We start from the raw sequence: 16,647 nt of genomic DNA on the forward strand, positions 1-16,647 counted from the left end.
TCGAAGGAGCATCGTGATCTCTCGTGTGACGTCCTCGTCCATGACCCAGACGGCCATGCGCCAGCTGCAGTCCAATCTCTCCGAGCTCGCCCGTCTGCAGGAGCAGGCCACCTCCCAGCGGGCCTTCGCAGCGCCCTCCGACGACCCGGCGGCGGCCGCGACCGCGATGGCGCTGCATGCCGAACAGCGCCGCAACGAGCAGTATGCGCGGAACATCGACGACGGACTCGCCTGGGTCACCGCCGCCGACTCCGCCATCACCGCCAGCACCTCCCTGCTCAGCCGCGTGCGCGACCTCACCGCGCAGGGGGCGAACGACGGAGCCCTCGACGCGACGGCCAAGGAGGCGCTGGCGGTGGAGCTCGAGGGCATCCGCAAGGAGCTCTTCGCCCAGGCCAACACCCGGCTCCTCGGGCGCTCGGTGTTCGCCGGCACCTCGGACACGGCCGCCTTCGCCGCCGACTACAGCCACAGCGGGGTGCCGGGAGCAGAGGTCACGCGGCGCGTGTCCGACGCGGCCTCCGTCCGTGTCGACACCGACGGCGCCGCCGTCTTCGGCACCGGCGACGACTCCGTGTTCGCGCTGGTCGATCGGATCGTCGCCGACCTGCGTTCGGGAGCCAACGTGGGCCCCCGGCTGGCGGAGATCGACACCCGCCGCACGGCCATGCTCGGCGTGCAGGGCTCCGTGGGCACCCGGCAGTCTCAGATCGAACGCGCCAAGGAGGCGGCAGTGCAGAATTCCGTGTCCCTCGAATCCCGCCGGACGGCGGTGGAGGACGTCGATTCGGTCGAGGTGCTCGTCCGCCTGCAAGCCCAGGAGCTCGTGTACCGCTCCGCGCTCGCCGTCAACGCGCGCGTCCTGCAGCCGTCGCTCATGGACTTCCTGCGATGAGCGCGGCACTGACCTTCCTCGCCCCTCCGCCCGGACTCGCGCCGCACGTCGACTTCGACCTCGCGCCGGTCGACGGCGCGGACGGCCTGTTCGCGATGCGAGCGGCCCGGGACGCCGACCTGCGGCTCTACCTCGTCGACCCGCGCACGGTGTTGGACGAGTACGCCCCCATCCTCACCGACGAGCAGGCGGACGGCCTCGCGCTCGGCTCGCCGGACGACGCGCTGATCCTGGTGGTCGCGCACCCGTCGTCGGAGGGCGTGAGCGTGAACCTGCTGGCTCCGGTGATCGTCAACCGCACCACGGGAGCGGCGTCGCAGGTCATCCTCGAGGACCAGGACTACCCGCTGCGGGCTCCCCTCGGCTGAGAGGGGCTCTCGCGGGTGCGGTCCGCGGTTCGCCCACCGCCCTCCCGGGAGAACGGCGACTAATCTGGAGTCGTGATCCTTGCCGTCGACACCTCACTGGGCACGGCTGTCGCCCTCGCCGATGCGGACGGTGCCCGACGCGCCGAGGCCGCAGCCGCCGACCCTCTCGGCCATGCCGAGGTCATCGGCGACCTCCTCGTCGAAGCTCTGCGGGAGGCGGGTGACGGGGAGATCACGCACGTCGTCGCCGGCATGGGACCGGGACCGTTCACGGGTCTGCGCATCGGCATCGCCGCGGCGAGGGCGTTCGCCCTGGGCCGGGGCATCCCGGTGATCCCCGTCCCGAGTCATCTCGCGGCGGCGCTCACCGCCCTCCAGACCGAGACGCAGCCGTTCGCGATCGTGACCGACGCCCGCCGCCGCGAGGTCGCGATCACGGTCTTCGACGGCGTGGATGAGGACGGGATCCCGCAGATCGTCGCCGACACCGTCCTGGTCAAGGCGGCGGACGCCGATGCGCACCTCGACGGCATCCACCGCGTCGACGTGGCCGCGCTCTCCGCGCTCGACCTGGCGAGGGTGGGTGCGCGCGCTCTGGCCGCCGGCCGCACCCTCGCGGGGGAGGAGCCGCTCTACATGCGACACCCCAACGTGACCCTGCCCGGTGCGCCGAAGAAGGTGGGGACATGACGCTGCGCGACGCGACACCGGCAGACCTCGACGCGATCATGGCGATCGAGAACCGATCCTTCCCCACGGATGCGTGGAGCCGTGAGACCATGGCGGCGGAGTTGTCGAGTCCGCACGGCCGGTACCTCGTCGACGATCAGGACGGCGCGGTCATCGGCTACGGCGGGGTGCGTGCGCTCCGCGGCAGCGCGGACGCCGACATCCAGACCATCGCGCTCCTCGCCGAGCATCGCGGCCAGGGCAGGGGTCGTGCCCTCCTGCGTGCGCTGCTGGCCGCTGCGACCGAGCGGGGCGCCAGGGAGGTCTTCCTGGAGGTCCGGGCGGACAACCCCGTCGCGGAAGGGCTGTACATCGCCGAGGGGTTCCGGGAGATCGGCCGTCGGCCCCGCTACTACCAGCCCGATGACGTGGATGCGATCGTGATGCGCCGGGAGCTGCCGCGCCACGCGGCCTCCGCCGAGACCGTCGAGGAGGCGAAGGCATGAGCGGACCCCTGGTGCTCGGCATCGAGACGAGCTGCGACGAGACCGGCATCGGCATCGTCCGCGGACGGACGCTGCTGTCGAACACGATCGCCTCGAGCATGGACGAGCACGCCAGGTACGGCGGCGTCGTGCCGGAGGTCGCGGCGCGCGCACACCTCGAAGCGCTGCAGCCGGCCATCGACGCCGCGCTCGCGGAAGCCGGGGTGGGGCTGCACGAGCTCGACGCCGTCGCCGTCACGAGCGGTCCGGGACTCGCCGGTGCCCTGATGGTGGGAGTCGGCGCCGCGAAGGGCCTCGCCGTCTCGCTCGACAAGCCGCTGTACGCGGTCAACCACCTGGTCGGGCACATCGCCGCCGACATCCTCACCGCCGACTCCGCCCCCCTGGAGTACCCGACCATCGCGCTGCTCGTCTCCGGAGGGCACACCTCGCTGCTGCATGTCCGCGACCTCACCACCGATGTCGAGCTGCTCGGCGAGACGATGGACGACGCCGCCGGGGAGGCCTTCGACAAGGTGGCACGGCTGCTGTCGCTCCCTTATCCCGGCGGGCCGGAGATCGACCGCGCCGCCGTCGACGGCGACCCCGACGCGATCCGCTTCCCCCGGGGCCTGTCCCGCGCGTCCGATCTGGCCGCGCATCGCTACGACTTCTCCTTCTCGGGCTTGAAGACGGCTGTCGCGCGGTGGGTGGAGCGCTGCGAGGCGGACGGCGTCGAGGTGCCGCTCGCCGATGTCGCCGCGAGCTTCCGTGAAGCGGTCGTCGACGTGCTCGTGACGAAAGCGCTCGCCGCGTGCGCGGACCTCGGCGTTCCCCGGCTGCTCCTCGGCGGCGGGGTGATCGCCAACCGGCGGCTGCGGGAGGTCGCACTCTCGCGGGCCGAGGCAGCAGGCGTGACCGTGCGCATCCCTCCGCTGTCGCTGTGCACCGACAACGGCGCGATGATCGCGGCTCTCGCCGCCGAGCTCATCTCCTCCGGACGGCATCCGTCGACGCTCGCGTTCGGGGCGGATTCGACCCTTCCCGTGACCGAGATCCAGATCGCCGAGGCGGTTCCGGCATGAGCGACATCTCCGGTCCCCGCGGCCCGTCCTCTCCGCCTGCTCGGATCGAGCAGCCCAGCGAGGAGGTCGAGCACCCCGCCCGGTCCGCACGACTGCCAGGAGCACCACGCGACGGCTACACGAAGCTGCCCACCGGTCCGGTCGGCATCGAGCCGGTCGTGGTGAGCGGCCCCGACATCGATGCGCCCGAAGAGGCGGAGTGGGAGCCGACGACCGGAACCATCGACGTCGACGAGACGCGGCTCGCGCCCTGGGCTCTGCTCGCTGCCATCGTCGCGCTCGGCGCCTCGTTCTTCGTCGGCTGGGGCATCCCGGTCGCGGTCGTCGCGGTGATCGCGGCGATCATGTCGCTGCGGCGGCCCGTCGAGAGCAGGGCGATCGCGCGCTGGGCGCTGGTCCTCGGACTGTGCGCGACCGTCTACAGTCTGGGCTGGCTGGTCTGGGCCGGAATGCAGTTCGAGAAGTTGGGCTGAGCCGTGCTGAGCCCGGACGACCTCGAGGAGCTGCGTTCGCTGCAGGAGCGGGCCTACGGGCGAGACGCCGGTCTCACGGCGGCGGAAGCGGAGCGACTGCGCGAACTCGAGGAGCGGCGCTTCTCCCGGCCGCCCGAGACGACGGACGCCGCGGATGCGACCCTGCGCGGGCCCGTCGGCTCCGAGCGCATCACGGCTGCGGAGACGGGGGAGGCCGGTGCGGGTCATGCCGCTCCGCTCGCCGAGAAGCAGGCCGATTCCCGTGGACAGCCGATCGCTCCGGACCCGGGGCTCCCTGACACGGCGTCCCGCAGCAGCGCACGGGCCCTGCTGCGGCGCCATTGGCGCCCGGCCGCGCTCATCGCTGCGGCATCGCTCCTCGCCGGCGTGGGGATCGGATGGGTGGCATCGGCGGTGTCCGCTCCAGCGCCGGTCGCACTGACCGCCGAACAGCAGGAGTGGCAGAACGACCTGCTCGCCAGCGGCGACTACGACTCCGGATCGGTGCGCGCGGTCGCCGTCGAAGAGGGCACGGTGGTCTGGACCGCGACCAAGGACGAGCGATCCCGCACGTGCCTGATCCTGAGCACGGGAGATGTCACCCAGCCGAGCTGCGACCGGACCGAGACGGTGGCCACCACGGGCATCTACGGCTCGATCACCGTCGACGCCGACGACGACCGGCAGCGCCAGGTCGCCGTGCAGATGCTGCTGACCGCGGCGGGCGAGCCCGCTGTCGCCGTGAGCGCGTACGACTACGAAACCGGGATCAGCGGCATCACCTACGCGAACGACGAGGAGGCGCTGATCGCGGAGCGCCTGGTCGACGACGGCTTCGACGCGAACTCGCTGTGGGTGGTCGGCTACGACGACGACGTGCCGGTGTGGTCGGGGATCCAGACCGAGACGCAGAATCCGTGTCTGATCTACGGCGGCTCCGCGCCGGACGATCCCGTGACCTGCGCCGATCCGGAGACGATGCAGGAGGAGTCCTCGAGCCTCGTCCTCAACGTCGTCGACGCCGAGACCGGCGGCGTGACACATCTCGAGATGCGGTCGAACCGGGGGCCGACGTATCTCGTCATCACGCGGGAGGAAGGCGTCGTCGGTGCCGGCGGGGACTGAGCCCGAAGAGCTCCGTGCGCTGCAGCGGAAGGCGTACGGCCCGCACGGCGGCGCCCTGACCGACATCGAGGCGCGGCGGCTTCGCGAGCTCGAGCAGGCCGGACGATCGACGACCCCTCCGGTGGAGGACGCGTCATCCCCGGCGCTGCCGGAACCGACCTCCGAGCCGCAGTCGACCGTCGCGGAGGAACGGTCGTCGGGTGGCGGTGCGGATGCCGCCGGTCCCCTCCGCGAAGCCGAGCCGGGCGCACCCTCCGTCGACGAGCAGTCCGGGACACCGGTGCGGTCGCTGCGACGGCACGCGGCCGCAGTCGTCACAGCGGCGCTGCTGCTCGCCGCGGGCACGGGTGCCGGCTGGGCGCTGTTCGCCCCGCGGGTCGACGGCATCCCGCTGACCGAGGATCAGCAGCAGCGACGCGCGGAGCTGTCTGCCGACGCGTTCGACCAGGGATCCGTGCGGGCGATCGCGGAGAGGGATGGTGCGCTCGCCTGGTACGCCACCCAGGACGGCGGCGACATCCACTGCCTGATCCTGGACCTCGACGAGCAGTCGCAGACCGACTGCCTGCCCTCCGACGAGATCGAGCGCGGTCTGACCGCGTCGCTCTCCCTGCCACCCGGAGACGAGGCCGAAGAGGGCGGCGTCCTCTACGCCACGATGCTCCTGTCCACGACGGGGGAGCCGATGGTCGGCATCCAGCGGTGGACGTCGACCTCGACGCTCTCCTGGCAGTTCGAGGGGGAGGAGCTCGCCAGAGCGGAGTCGCTCGTCGCGCAGGGCTATCAGCTCGGGGTCTCCATCGTCGGCACGTTCCGTGGCGCACCGGTCTGGGTGGCCGACCGGGTCTCGGAGCAGGGGTCCACACTGCGGTGCCTCGTCGTGGATGCGGCCGACGCGGGGCTGATGGAGTGCGAGCCGCTGGAGACGGCGGTGTCGAACGGGCTCCGCACCGAGGTGCTGGACACCGATCCGGACCAAGCGGCGGTGCTCGAGCTGAAGTTCACGACTCAGCAGACTCCCTACCTCACCATCACCGCCCCGCCTCCGGGTCCCCCCGCCTCCGTCGTGGTGCAGGCCCCTCCCGGCGACCCCATCGAGGTCTCCACCCCCGACCGCTGACCCATCCCCCTCCCCCCCTCCCTCCTCCCTCCCCCCCTCCTCCGTCGTCGAGTGCACGGCTTCGCGTCGAGTGCACGGCTTCGCCGCGCGAGGATCCCGTGCATTCGGCGACATCCCGTGCACTCGGCGGAAGGAGGAGGGGGGGAGGGGGGAGGGGGGTCAGGAGGGGATGCGGTCGGCGAGGATCGCGCGGCGCTGGTCGCCGATGCGGGCGAGGATCAGCGTCGCCTCCTGGTCGCCTCGGAGGGCCAGCTTCCTGCGGAACGCGGCGGGGTCGATGTCGACGCCGCGCTTCTTGATCTCGAGACGGCCGATCCCGTGCGCCTTGAGCGCGGCGCTGATGGCCTTGGGATTCGCCGCCATCGTCTCGCGCACACGGAACGACTGCACGAATGGACTGGTCACCGCGGCATCGGAGGTCAGATAGGCGATGTGCCGGTCGAGCATTCCGGCGTCGAGGCTGCGGGCCACGTCGCCGATCAGCCGGGCGCGGATGACGGCGCCGTCCGGTTCGTGCAGGAACGCCCCCAGCTCCCGTACCGGCTCGTCGACGGTGTCCGCGGGAGCGGTCATCTCGTGCGAGCGGTCACCGCGGATCACCAGCGCCGCGCGGCGGACGCCTTCCCGTGCGAGCGCTCCGCTCCACACGACGAGCTCCACCACGCTGCCGTCGGCGCTCACCCACTGCGCCTCGGCGTCGGCGGGCAGCGCGTCGCGGTCGTGTCCTGGGCCGAGCTTGATCCCGGTCGGCACGCGTGCTGCGACGTCGAACGCCCAGTCCAGGGAGGGCGAGTAGCCGTCGGAGGACACCCGTCGGGTCTCGCTGTGGCCGGACGTGCGCCGAGCCGGGTCCATCCAGATGGCGCGTGCCCCCGAGGCCTCCGCTTCGGGGAGTGCCTCTTCGGCGGTGGCGTGACGCACTTGCGCGGCGGCACCGAAGGGCGCGAGGTTGTAGGCCGCGATGGCGGAGGTGACCTCGTCGGCGTCGACGGCGAGCACGTCCAGGCCGGCGCCGGCGAAGGCGAGCGCGTCGCCTCCGATGCCGCAGCCGAGGTCGGCGACGCCCGTGAAGCCCGCCTGGCGGATGCGCTGCGCGTGGCGCGCGGCCACGGCGAGCCTCGTCGCCTGCTCGAGGCCGGCGCGGGTGAAGAGCATGCGCGCGGCGAAGGGGCCGAACTTGGCGGTGGCCTTCGCGCGCAGATGCGCCTGCCCGACGACGGCCGAGACGAGGTCGGGGGAGTGTCCGTCGGCGCGCAGTCGGGAGACGGCGCGTGCGACCTCGGCGACGGCCTCGATCGGCCCCAGGCTGTCGAGCAGTTCCAGGCCCACGGGGGTCAGCAGCGCGCGCAGCTCGGACATCTCCACATCCTCAGCCTAATTCCCCGGCGCGGAGCCGACCTGCGCGGTGCGCTGGCACTCGCATTGCATGAGTGCCAGCCGACCGCCTACACTGGCATTAGCACTCTCGGGTTGAGAGTGCGAACAAGTCTTTCGTGTCAGCGTCAAGAAAGAAGAGGTAGACCGTGTCGGTTTCCATCAAGCCGCTCGAGGACCGCATCGTCATCAAGCAGGTCGAGGCCGAGCAGACCACCGCCAGTGGCCTGGTCATCCCCGACACCGCCAAGGAGAAGCCCCAGGAGGGCGAGGTCGTGGCGGTCGGCCCCGGCCGCATCGACGACAACGGCAACCGTGTTCCGCTCGACGTCGCCGTCGGCGACCGCGTGCTCTACAGCAAGTACGGCGGCACCGAGGTGAAGTTCGGCGCAGACGAGTTCCTCGTCCTGTCGGCTCGCGACGTCCTGGCGGTCGTCGTCCGCTGATCTGCGGAACCTGATTCCCGTCTCCTCTGAGGGGCGGGTCGAGGTCCTCGAAGGGGGCCCGGATGCGTATGGCATCCGGGCCCCCTTCCGCGTTCCGCCACCGGGCATCCCTTTCCTGCCAACTTCTCCCGGCCAGCCCGTCGCGGGGATTTGCGGACCTCCACTCGGGCATAGGGTTGTGCGGTGCCCCTCGAGTCTCCCCGCGCCACGCAGACCGCGGGCGTCGCGTATGCCGGAGCCGCCTACCTGCTCTGGGGTGTGCTCCCTCTCTACTTCCTGCTCCTCGTCCCGACCGGTCCGTGGGAGGTGGTCGCATGGCGGGTGCTGCTGTCGTTCGTCTTCTGCGTGCTGCTGCTCACGGTCACGCGCGGCTGGGCGGCGTTCGGCGTGATCCTGCGGCAGCCGAGGCTGCTGGGCTGGACGGCGCTGGCCGGTCTGCTGATCTACGTCAACTGGCAGGTGTTCCTGATCGGGACGCTCAGCGGCAACGTCGTTGAGACGAGCCTGGGCTACTTCATCAACCCGATCACGACCGTGCTGCTGGGCGTCTTCGTGCTGAAGGAGCGCATCCGGCGGCTGCAGTGGGCCGCCATCGCCATCGCGGCGGTCGCCGTCATCGTGATCGTCGTCGCCTACCGGCAGTTCCCGTGGATCGCACTGTCGCTGACAGCGTCCTTCGGCGTCTACGGACTCATCAAGAAGAAGATCGGCCCGGCGGTCGACGCCGTGAGCGGTCTGACTCTGGAGTCCTTCTGGCTCATCCCGATCGCCGTGGTCCAGCTCGTCCTCGTCGCCCAGACGACCGGCATCACGATGGGCGCGAACGGATGGCCGCACGCCCTGCTCCTCGCCTTCGCCGGCGTCGCCACGGCCGTGCCGCTGCTGCTGTTCGCCGCAGGGACCCGGCGCATCAACCTCACCGTGATCGGGATGATCCAGTTCATCACGCCCGTCATGCAGTTCCTCATCGGCGTGGCCGTGCTGCACGAGCCGATGCCGCCGGAGAGATGGGCGGGCTTCATCATCGTGTGGATCGCGATCGGCGTCTTCGTCGTCGACCTGCTCCTGGCCGCACGCCGGGGCCGGAGGAGCGCGCAGCCGGAACTCGTCTGAACCGGCGGCTCAGCCCGCCACGAACCCGGTGTCGGATCGTTAACGCACCGAAACATCGGTGACCCCTACGCGAGACCTTTCGGTCCTAGTGTTAGAGCACCCGACCGTGGTCACAATCCACGGCCAGTCACGCAAGGGAGCATCATGACCGCATTCACGCGCTCGCGCAGCGCCAAGATCCTCGCTGGAGTCGCGCTGCTGAGCGCCTCGGCGATGGTCATCGCAGGTTGCAGCAGCACGCCATCGGACGAGCCGTCGGACGGTGGCGGATCGTCCGCCGACCTCACCCTCAAGCTGGGTTCGCTGCTGCCGCAGACCGGATCGCTGTCGTTCCTCGGCCCGCCGATGGAGTCCGGCGTCGGACTCGCGGTCAAGGAGGTCAACGACGCCGACGCCGGCGTCACGATCGAGCTGACAGCGGAAGACGAGGGCGACACCGACACGAAGGCGTACGAGACCTCGATCACCAAGCTCCAGAGTGCTGGCGTGAGCGCCATCGTCGGCGCGGCGGCATCGGGCGTCTCCCGTCTGATCCTCGACGGCAACGTCTCCGCAGGCATCCTGCAGATCTCCGCCTCGAACACCGGCCCCGACTTCACCGACTGGGACGACAACGGCCTCTACTTCCGCACCGCGCCCAGCGACCTGCTGCAGGGCGAGGTGCTCGGCAACCTGATCGCCGAAGACGGACACAAGACGCTGGGCGTCATCTACCAGAACGACGCCTACGGCACGGGTCTGTTCGACAACATCAAGTCGACGTTCGAGGGCGCTGGCGGCGAGGTCGTCGCCGACGCGTCGTACAACGTCGGTGACGGTCAGTTCGACGCGCAGGTCGAGACCATCAAGGCGCAGAACCCCGACGCCGTCGCGATCGTGTCGTTCGACCAGTTCAAGACCATCGCCCCGCTGCTGGTCAACGCCGGCATCTCGCCGGACAAGTTCTACCTGGTGGACGGCAACCTGTCGGACTACGGCTCGTCGCCCGACACCAACTTCCCGTTCTCGCTCGAGGGCGCCCAGGGCACCAAGCCCGGACCGGCGCTCGAGGACGACTTCACCGACCGTCTGCAGACGTTCTGGACGGGTGAGGGCAACCCCGAGGTCAACGACTTCACCTACGCGGCCGAGGCCTACGACGCCGTCGTCCTCGTCGCGCTCGCCTCTCTCGCCGCAGGATCGACCGAGGGCGCGGACATCGCGGCCAAGATGGCCGAGGTCTCCGGCGGCTCCGGTGACGGCGAGAAGTGCACCAGCTTCGCCGAGTGCGCGAAGATCATCAACGACGGAGGCACCGCCGACTACGACGGCTACTCCGGCGAGATCACGTTCGACGAGAACGGCGACCCGCAGGGTGCCTCGATCGGCACGTACGTGTACGGCGCGGACAACCTGATCACCCGCACCAACTGATCGACGAAGAAGGCCCCGGATGCGGAATCCGGGGCCTTCTTCGTGTCCGGCCCCTTCGACAAGCTCAGGGACCCGATCCTGCCCGGCCCTTCGACAGGCGCAGGGACCCAATCCTGCCCGGCCCTTCGACAGGCTCAGGGACCCAATCGTGTCTGTCGAAGCGTCCGGTCAGCCGCGTCAGGCGGCGTCCGTGCCCAGCGTGCCGAGGTAGAGGCCGATGACCTTGGGATCGTTCAGCAGATCGCGTCCGGTGCCCTCATACGCGTCCTTGCCCTGATCGAGCACGTACCCGCGGTCGCAGATCTGCAGGCAGCGCCGCGCGTTCTGCTCGACCATGATCGTCGTGACACCCGCCTTGTTGATGTCGGAGACGCGGATGAACGCGTCGTCCTGACGGACGGGGGAGAGGCCGGCCGAGGGCTCGTCGAGGAGCAGCACCGAGGGATCCATCATGAGCGCCCGCGACATCGCCACCATCTGGCGCTCGCCACCGGAGAGCGAACCGGCGCGCTGTTTGAGGCGCTTGCCCAGCTCGGCGAAGATGCCGGTGACGAACTCGAGACGCTCCGCGTAGATCTTGGGGTTCTGGTAGAGCCCCATCTGCAGGTTCTCCTCGATCGACAGCGACGGGAAGACGTTGTTCGTCTGAGGCACGAAAGCGACCCCGCGCTTGACGAGCTTGTCGGCCTTCAGTCCGACGATGCTCTCGCCGTTCACGGTGATGTCACCGCTGCGGACGTTCACCATGCCGAAGATCGACTTCAACAGCGTCGACTTCCCCGCACCGTTGGGACCGATGATGCCGATCAGCTCGCCCTGGCGTGCGATGAGGTTGGCGCCGTTGAGGATGTTCACCCCGGGCAGGTAGCCGGCGTGCACGTCCTTGAGTTCGACGACGACATCGTCGGCGGACGATGATGCGGGGTTCTCGGCGCTCATGCGTTGCCCTTCTGATCCGGATCGGCGGTGCTCGTCGCTTCGAGCTCCGCCTCGGCCTCTGCTTCGATCTGCTCGCGGAGCCGGGCCGCGGCGTCGCTCTCGATCACGGGGATGCGACCGGTGACGGCACCGAGGTCGAGGTCCTGGTGAGCGCCGAGGTAGGCGTCGACCACCGCGGGGTCCTCCATGACCTCGTCCGGCGGTCCCTCCGCGACGATACGGCCCTCGGCCATCACGACGACCCAGTCGGCGATGTGGCGGACCATGTGCATGTCGTGCTCGACGAACAGCACCGTCATCCCGAGTTCCTTGAGATCGAGGATGTGGTCCAGGAGCGACTGGGTGAGCGCGGGGTTGACGCCTGCCATCGGCTCATCGAGCATCACCAGGGTCGGGTCGCTCATGAGGGCCCTCGCCATCTCGAGCAGCTTGCGCTGTCCTCCGGAGAGCGAGGCGGCGAAGTCCTTCTCCTTGGCGTCGAGCTTGAAGCGGGCGAGCAGCTCGCGCGCCTTCCCCTCGATCTCCCGGTCCTGGGCGCGCCACAGGAACGGGAAGAGGCTCGACCAGAATCCCTCGCCGCGCTGGCCGGGAGCACCGAGCTTCATGTTCTCGAGCACCGTGAGCAGCGACAGCGACTTGGTCAGCTGGAACGTACGCACCTGCCCCATGCGCGCCACCTTGAACGAGGGGACACCGGCGAGGTTCGTCCCATCGAACGACCAGGTGCCGCTGTTGGGCTTGTCGAACCCGCAGAGCAGGTTGAACAGGGTGGTCTTGCCGGCTCCGTTCGGCCCGATCAGGGCGGTGATGGCGCCGCGAGGAATCTCGACGTGGTCGACGTCGACGGCGGTCAGACCGCCGAAGTGACGCTGCACGCCGTCGGCCACGAGGATCGGATCGACCTTCGGGACGCCCGGTGCGGCCGGACCCTTCGCGAGCCCCGTGGTCTTGGGGCGACGGATGCTCCCGGTCGTGGGCGCCGCCTCGACGTTCTCGTCGGGGGTGGGTTCAGTGGACAAAGGTCATCTCCCTCTTGTCTCCGAGGATGCCCTGAGGACGGAAGATCACGAGCAGCATCAGGGCGATGCCGACGAAGATGAACACGAGCGTCGAGGCCTGGCTGTCGGACATCGGCAGGATGCCCGCCTTCGCCAGGGCGGGGAGCAGGTTCGCCATGAAGGCGAACACGACCCAGAACAGGATCGCGCCCAGCGTCGGCCCGAAGACCGTCGCCGCTCCTCCGAGCAGCAGCACGGTCCACAGGAAGAACGTGAGCGAGGTCGTGTAGCTGCCGGGGACGACGGCGGACGGGAGGACGAACACGATTCCGCCGGCCGCGCCGATGATGCCGCCGACCACGAGCGCCTGCATCTTGTAGGCGAAGACGTTCTTGCCGAGCGAGCGCACGGCATCCTCGTCTTCGCGGATGCCCTTGAGCACCCGGCCCCACGGGCTGCGCATCAGCGACCACACGAGGAGGATCGCGATGGCGAGGAGGATGATGCCGAACACGCGGTTCCACAGGTCGTTCGCGCTGAGAGTCCACGGACCGAACCCGTAGGTCCCGGTGGGGAACGGGTTGGCGTCGCGGAATCCGCCGTTGAACTGCGCGAGTCCGTCGGCCGAGTTGGTGTACTCGTCGAAGATCTGCGTGGTGAACAGCAGTCGCACGATCTCACCGGCCGCGATGGTGGCGATCGCGAGGTAGTCGGCGCGCAGCCGCAGCGTCGGGATGCCGAGGATCACCGCGAAGAGCGCGCCGCCCAGAAGGCCGATGAGCATGCCGACCCACCAGGGCAGCCCGAAGGTCAGCACCGAGATGGCGTAGCCGTAGCCGCCGATGGCCATGAACGCGGCCATGCCGAAGTTGAGGAGTCCCGCGTAGCCGAAGTGCACCGCCAGACCGGTCGCCGCCAGCGCATAGGCGATCGTGACCGGGCTGATCAGGTAGACGGCAGTGTTCGAGAGGATGCTTCCGAAGTCCACGGTCAGCCCAACCTTTCCTTGCGTCCGAGCAGGCCCTGCGGCCGCACCAGGAGGATCACGATGAGCACGACGAGCGCGCTCGCGTACTTGAGGTCGGACGGGATCCACAGAGTCGAGACCTCGACCGCGATGCCGACGATGAGCGAGCCGACGAGGGCGCCGAACGCGGTGCCCAGGCCGCCGAGCGTGATCGCGGCGAAGATGAGCAGCAGCATCTGCATGCCCATGTCCCACTTCACGCCGGGGCGGAAGTATGCCCACAGGATGCCGGAGATCGCGGCCAGCGTGCCGGCCAGGATCCACACGTAGCGGACCACCCTGTCGACGTCGATGCCGGAAGCGGCGGCCAGCTGCGGGTTGTCGGAGATGGCGCGGGTGGCCTTGCCGATGCGGGTGCGCGTGAGGAAGAACGCGACCCCGATGATCACCACGATGCTCACGCCCATGCCGATCAGGTCGATGTACGACAGCGAGATCGGCCCGAATCGGAACGGCTCGGGGCTCGCGCCCGGGAGCTGGCGGGTCCCGCCGCCGATCATGTACTGGAAGGCGTAGCGCAGAGCGAGCGAGAGGCCGATGCTGACGATCATCAGTTGGACGACTCCGAGGCCCCGGCGTCGCAGCGGGCGCCAGATGCCGGCGTCCAGAGCCCAGCCGAACAGACCGCCGCCGACCACGGCGGCGACGATGCCGAGCCACAGCGGGAGGTGCCAGAACGACGTCGTCACGAGAGCGACCAGACCGCCCCAGGTGACCATCTCGGCGTGCGCGAAGTTCGACAGGCGCGTCGTGCCGTAGATGAGCGCGGCGCCCATCGAGGCCAGGGCCAGCAGGAGCCCGAAGTTGAGCCCGCCGACGAGACGCGATGCGAGCTGATCGAAGAAGGATGTGGTCATGCGCTCTCCCTCGCCGAGGAAGAGGTTCATGATCTTGGTGCCCGTCAAGCCGAACTCGACTTCGAACGAGGCGGTCGTGCCCGCGATCGGCTGTGTTCCCTCGGGGAGCTGGGCGGCGTCGACGATCACGCCGTCGGGGAGGGTGTCCTCGTCGACGGTGAGCGTGTACGTCTCCTTTTCGGGAACGTACAGTCGCCACTTGCCGTCGGCGTCGGTCTCGGTCTCTCCCTCGAAGCCGTTGCCCTCGATCGTCATGACCACGCCCTCGACGGGAGCGTCGTCGAAGGTGATGACGCCGGCGAAGTAGAAGTCTGTGATCTCCTGGCCGTCGTCGGTCTCTTCGGCGGAGGCCGACGACGGGGGCTGCAGCCAGAGGAAAGCGATGGCGAGGAGCGACGCCAGCAGGATGATGACCCACCGCTTTCCGCTTCGATTCGCCGAGATCGTCGGACGCACAGAACCTCCAGCCCAGTACACAGGCCATGACGGAGTTGTGCATCGGCCTTGATGTACGACGGTATGAGCGTAATGTGTCGGCTCTGTTTCGACCAAGGCACGATCTGCTCACGGTGAGAACGATCCCATCACGACGGTGCGGAAGCTCGCCGCGTCGCGCCCTCGTCCGGCGTGCGACCCCAGCCCGCGCCGGGAATTTCCTCAGCCTCCTCACGCTTAGAATTGGTACACCCTCGCCCCCAGATCGCGCCCGCAGGAGGACAATCCATGGACCAGCACGACCCCTTCGGCTTCGTTGGACTGACGTATGACGACGTGCTGCTGCTCCCCGGGCACACCGATGTGATCCCGAGCGAGGCCGACACGTCCTCGAGGATCACGCGTCGGATCTCGGTCGCCACTCCGCTGCTGTCGAGCGCGATGGACACGGTCACCGAGTCGCGTATGGCGATCGCGATGGCGCGCGAGGGCGGCATCGGCATCCTGCACCGCAACCTGTCGATCGCCGACCAGGCCGCGCACGTCGACCGGGTCAAGCGCAGCGAGTCGGGCATGATCACCGACCCGATCACGACGACGCAGGACGCGACCGTCGAGGAGGTCGACGCGCTGTGCGCGAAGTACCGCATCTCGGGTCTGCCGGTGGTCGACGACGAGGGCAAGCTGGTCGGCATCATCACCAACCGCGACATGCGCTTCGTCTCGGGCTTCGAGCGCCAGACCACGTTCGTCAAGGACGTCATGACGAGCGAGAACCTCGTCACCGCTCCCGTGGGTGTGGCAGCCGGCGAGGTCATCGCCCTGTTCGCGAAGCACCGCGTCGAGAAGCTCCCGCTCATCGATGAGGACGGCAAGCTGGCCGGCCTCATCACCATCAAGGACTTCGACAAGAGCGAGAAGTACCCCCTCGCCACCAAGGACGACCAGGGCCGCCTGCGCGTCGGCGCCGCGATCGGATTCTTCGGCGACGCCTGGGAGCGGGCCGAGGCGCTGCGCGACGCCGGAGTGGACGTGCTCGTCGTCGACACGGCCAACGGCCAGTCGCAGGGCGTGATCGACCTCGTCAAGCGACTCAAGGCCGACGCCTCGTTCGAGCACATCGACATCATCGGCGGCAACGTCGCGACCCGTGAGGGTGCGCAGGCCCTGATCGACGCCGGAGTCGACGCGGTCAAGGTCGGCGTCGGCCCCGGCTCCATCTGCACCACGCGCGTCGTCGCGGGTGTCGGCGTCCCCCAGGTGACCGCGGTCTACGAGGCCTCGCTCGCCGCACGCCCCGCCGGCGTCCCGGTGATCGCCGACGGCGGTCTGCAGTACTCCGGCGACATCGCCAAGGCGCTCGTCGCCGGCGCTGACGCCGTGATGCTCGGCTCCCTGCTGGCCGGAACCGACGAGTCCCCGGGCGAGATCGTCTTCCAGTCCGGCAAGCAGTTCAAGCAGTACCGGGGGATGGGCTCGCTCGGCGCGATGCAGACGCGCGGCAAGCAGACCTCGTACTCGAAGGACCGCTACTTCCAGGCGGATGTCCCCAGCGACGACAAGCTGATCCCCGAGGGCATCGAGGGGCAGGTGCCGTACCGTGGCCCGCTCTCGGCCGTGGCCTATCAGCTCGTCGGCGGTCTGCGTCAGTCGATGTTCTACGTCGGAGCGCGCACCATCGAGGAGCTCAAGACGCGCGGCAAGTTCGTGCGCATCACCTCGGCAGGACTCAAGGAGTCGCACCCGCACGACGTGCAGATCGTCGTCGAGGCCCCGAACTACAAGAAGTAGTCGCACGCAGCGAGGGAGGGACCGGATGCTCGCA

Annotated in this window: 17 protein-coding genes; 12 read left to right on the forward strand and 5 right to left on the reverse strand. The window is 69.4% G+C overall.

Annotation, left to right across the window (positions count from 1 at the left end; all coding sequences use genetic code 11):
- Positions 1 to 13 precede the first annotated feature (13 nt).
- The 8 genes from flgL to CSX12_RS04410 all read left to right on the forward strand — a co-directional run bounded on the left by flgL (position 14) and on the right by CSX12_RS04410 (position 6,220).
- The gene (gene flgL / locus CSX12_RS04375; protein ID WP_026049911.1) at positions 14 to 895 is read left to right on the forward strand and encodes a flagellar hook-associated protein FlgL; all 882 of its coding nucleotides are present in this window, start codon (positions 14 to 16) and stop codon (positions 893 to 895) included.
- A complete protein-coding gene (locus CSX12_RS04380) occupies positions 892 to 1,263 on the forward strand; it encodes a flagellar assembly protein FliW (RefSeq protein ID WP_017203662.1) in 372 nt (123 codons plus the stop codon). The genes flgL and CSX12_RS04380 overlap by 4 nt, the downstream gene beginning before the upstream one ends.
- Before the next feature lie 72 nt (positions 1,264 to 1,335).
- Positions 1,336 to 1,953: a tRNA (adenosine(37)-N6)-threonylcarbamoyltransferase complex dimerization subunit type 1 TsaB gene (tsaB, locus tag CSX12_RS04385; RefSeq protein WP_124894968.1), complete on the forward strand. Its 618-nt coding sequence runs from the start codon at positions 1,336 to 1,338 to the stop codon at positions 1,951 to 1,953.
- Complete coding sequence (gene rimI / locus CSX12_RS04390; RefSeq protein WP_017203660.1) at positions 1,950 to 2,438, forward strand: ribosomal protein S18-alanine N-acetyltransferase; 489 nt, start codon at positions 1,950 to 1,952, stop codon at positions 2,436 to 2,438. Before tsaB ends, rimI begins: the two co-directional genes overlap by 4 nt.
- Entirely contained in the window at positions 2,435 to 3,502 is a 1,068-nt protein-coding gene (gene tsaD, locus CSX12_RS04395) for a tRNA (adenosine(37)-N6)-threonylcarbamoyltransferase complex transferase subunit TsaD (protein WP_017203659.1), read from the forward strand. Before rimI ends, tsaD begins: the two co-directional genes overlap by 4 nt.
- The gene (locus CSX12_RS04400) at positions 3,499 to 3,975 is read left to right on the forward strand and encodes a hypothetical protein (RefSeq protein ID WP_124894969.1); all 477 of its coding nucleotides are present in this window, start codon (positions 3,499 to 3,501) and stop codon (positions 3,973 to 3,975) included. The genes tsaD and CSX12_RS04400 overlap by 4 nt, the downstream gene beginning before the upstream one ends.
- Before the next feature lie 3 nt (positions 3,976 to 3,978).
- Entirely contained in the window at positions 3,979 to 5,100 is a 1,122-nt protein-coding gene (locus CSX12_RS04405) for a hypothetical protein (protein ID WP_124894970.1), read from the forward strand.
- Positions 5,084 to 6,220, forward strand: a complete 1,137-nt coding sequence (locus tag CSX12_RS04410; protein ID WP_124894971.1) for a hypothetical protein — start codon at positions 5,084 to 5,086, stop codon at positions 6,218 to 6,220. Before CSX12_RS04405 ends, CSX12_RS04410 begins: the two co-directional genes overlap by 17 nt.
- A gap of 159 nt (positions 6,221 to 6,379) precedes the next feature.
- Here CSX12_RS04410 and CSX12_RS04415 read toward each other — a convergent pair whose 3' ends face one another.
- Positions 6,380 to 7,579: an SAM-dependent methyltransferase gene (locus CSX12_RS04415; protein WP_206427135.1), complete on the reverse strand. Its 1,200-nt coding sequence runs from the start codon at positions 7,577 to 7,579 to the stop codon at positions 6,380 to 6,382.
- Between the two features lie 164 nt (positions 7,580 to 7,743).
- Between CSX12_RS04415 and groES the strand changes: the two genes are divergently transcribed.
- The 3 genes from groES (at position 7,744) to CSX12_RS04430 (ending at position 10,566) form a co-directional block, all read left to right on the forward strand.
- Positions 7,744 to 8,040, forward strand: coding sequence for a co-chaperone GroES (gene groES / locus CSX12_RS04420; RefSeq protein WP_017203655.1), 297 nt, complete (start codon positions 7,744 to 7,746; stop codon positions 8,038 to 8,040).
- 183 nt (positions 8,041 to 8,223) lie between these two features.
- Positions 8,224 to 9,153 carry an EamA family transporter RarD gene (rarD, locus tag CSX12_RS04425; RefSeq protein WP_124894973.1) on the forward strand — a complete coding sequence of 310 codons (930 nt, stop codon included), beginning with the start codon at positions 8,224 to 8,226 and terminating at the stop codon, positions 9,151 to 9,153.
- A gap of 144 nt (positions 9,154 to 9,297) precedes the next feature.
- Positions 9,298 to 10,566: an ABC transporter substrate-binding protein gene (locus tag CSX12_RS04430; RefSeq protein ID WP_017203653.1), complete on the forward strand. Its 1,269-nt coding sequence runs from the start codon at positions 9,298 to 9,300 to the stop codon at positions 10,564 to 10,566.
- Between the two features lie 177 nt (positions 10,567 to 10,743).
- Here the strand turns inward: CSX12_RS04430 and CSX12_RS04435 are convergent, their stop codons facing one another.
- Genes CSX12_RS04435 through CSX12_RS04450 form a run of 4 tightly spaced genes read right to left on the reverse strand, consistent with a single transcriptional unit; the run spans position 10,744 to position 14,843 of the window.
- On the reverse strand, positions 10,744 to 11,505 hold the full coding sequence (locus CSX12_RS04435; RefSeq protein ID WP_124894974.1) for an ABC transporter ATP-binding protein: 762 nt from the start codon (positions 11,503 to 11,505) through the stop codon (positions 10,744 to 10,746).
- Complete coding sequence (locus CSX12_RS04440) at positions 11,502 to 12,467, reverse strand: ABC transporter ATP-binding protein (RefSeq protein WP_051000907.1); 966 nt, start codon at positions 12,465 to 12,467, stop codon at positions 11,502 to 11,504. The genes CSX12_RS04435 and CSX12_RS04440 overlap by 4 nt, the downstream gene beginning before the upstream one ends.
- Before the next feature lie 46 nt (positions 12,468 to 12,513).
- The gene (locus tag CSX12_RS04445; protein WP_017203650.1) at positions 12,514 to 13,491 is read right to left on the reverse strand and encodes a branched-chain amino acid ABC transporter permease; all 978 of its coding nucleotides are present in this window, start codon (positions 13,489 to 13,491) and stop codon (positions 12,514 to 12,516) included.
- A gap of 2 nt (positions 13,492 to 13,493) precedes the next feature.
- On the reverse strand, positions 13,494 to 14,843 hold the full coding sequence (locus CSX12_RS04450; protein ID WP_017203649.1) for a hypothetical protein: 1,350 nt from the start codon (positions 14,841 to 14,843) through the stop codon (positions 13,494 to 13,496).
- Between the two features lie 267 nt (positions 14,844 to 15,110).
- Between CSX12_RS04450 and guaB the strand changes: the two genes are divergently transcribed.
- Positions 15,111 to 16,613, forward strand: coding sequence for an IMP dehydrogenase (gene guaB / locus CSX12_RS04455; RefSeq protein WP_017203648.1), 1,503 nt, complete (start codon positions 15,111 to 15,113; stop codon positions 16,611 to 16,613).
- Positions 16,614 to 16,647 lie beyond the last annotated feature (34 nt).

Source organism: Microbacterium sp. Y-01 (assembly GCF_003856715.1).
Classification (GTDB): domain Bacteria; phylum Actinomycetota; class Actinomycetes; order Actinomycetales; family Microbacteriaceae; genus Microbacterium; species Microbacterium algeriense.

Excerpts from the sequence above, each read along its gene's own strand:
- CSX12_RS04380 (WP_017203662.1), top strand. The coding sequence starts at position 892 with ATGAGCGCGGCACTGACCTTCCTCGCCCCTCCGCCCGGACTCGCGCCG.
- guaB (WP_017203648.1), top strand. The coding sequence starts at position 15,111 with ATGGACCAGCACGACCCCTTCGGCTTCGTTGGACTGACGTATGACGAC.
- CSX12_RS04430 (WP_017203653.1), top strand. The coding sequence starts at position 9,298 with ATGACCGCATTCACGCGCTCGCGCAGCGCCAAGATCCTCGCTGGAGTC.
- CSX12_RS04435 (WP_124894974.1), bottom strand. The coding sequence starts at position 11,505 with ATGAGCGCCGAGAACCCCGCATCATCGTCCGCCGACGATGTCGTCGTC.
- CSX12_RS04415 (WP_206427135.1), bottom strand. The coding sequence starts at position 7,579 with ATGTCCGAGCTGCGCGCGCTGCTGACCCCCGTGGGCCTGGAACTGCTC.
- tsaD (WP_017203659.1), top strand. The coding sequence starts at position 2,435 with ATGAGCGGACCCCTGGTGCTCGGCATCGAGACGAGCTGCGACGAGACC.
- CSX12_RS04400 (WP_124894969.1), top strand. The coding sequence starts at position 3,499 with ATGAGCGACATCTCCGGTCCCCGCGGCCCGTCCTCTCCGCCTGCTCGG.
- rimI (WP_017203660.1), top strand. The coding sequence starts at position 1,950 with ATGACGCTGCGCGACGCGACACCGGCAGACCTCGACGCGATCATGGCG.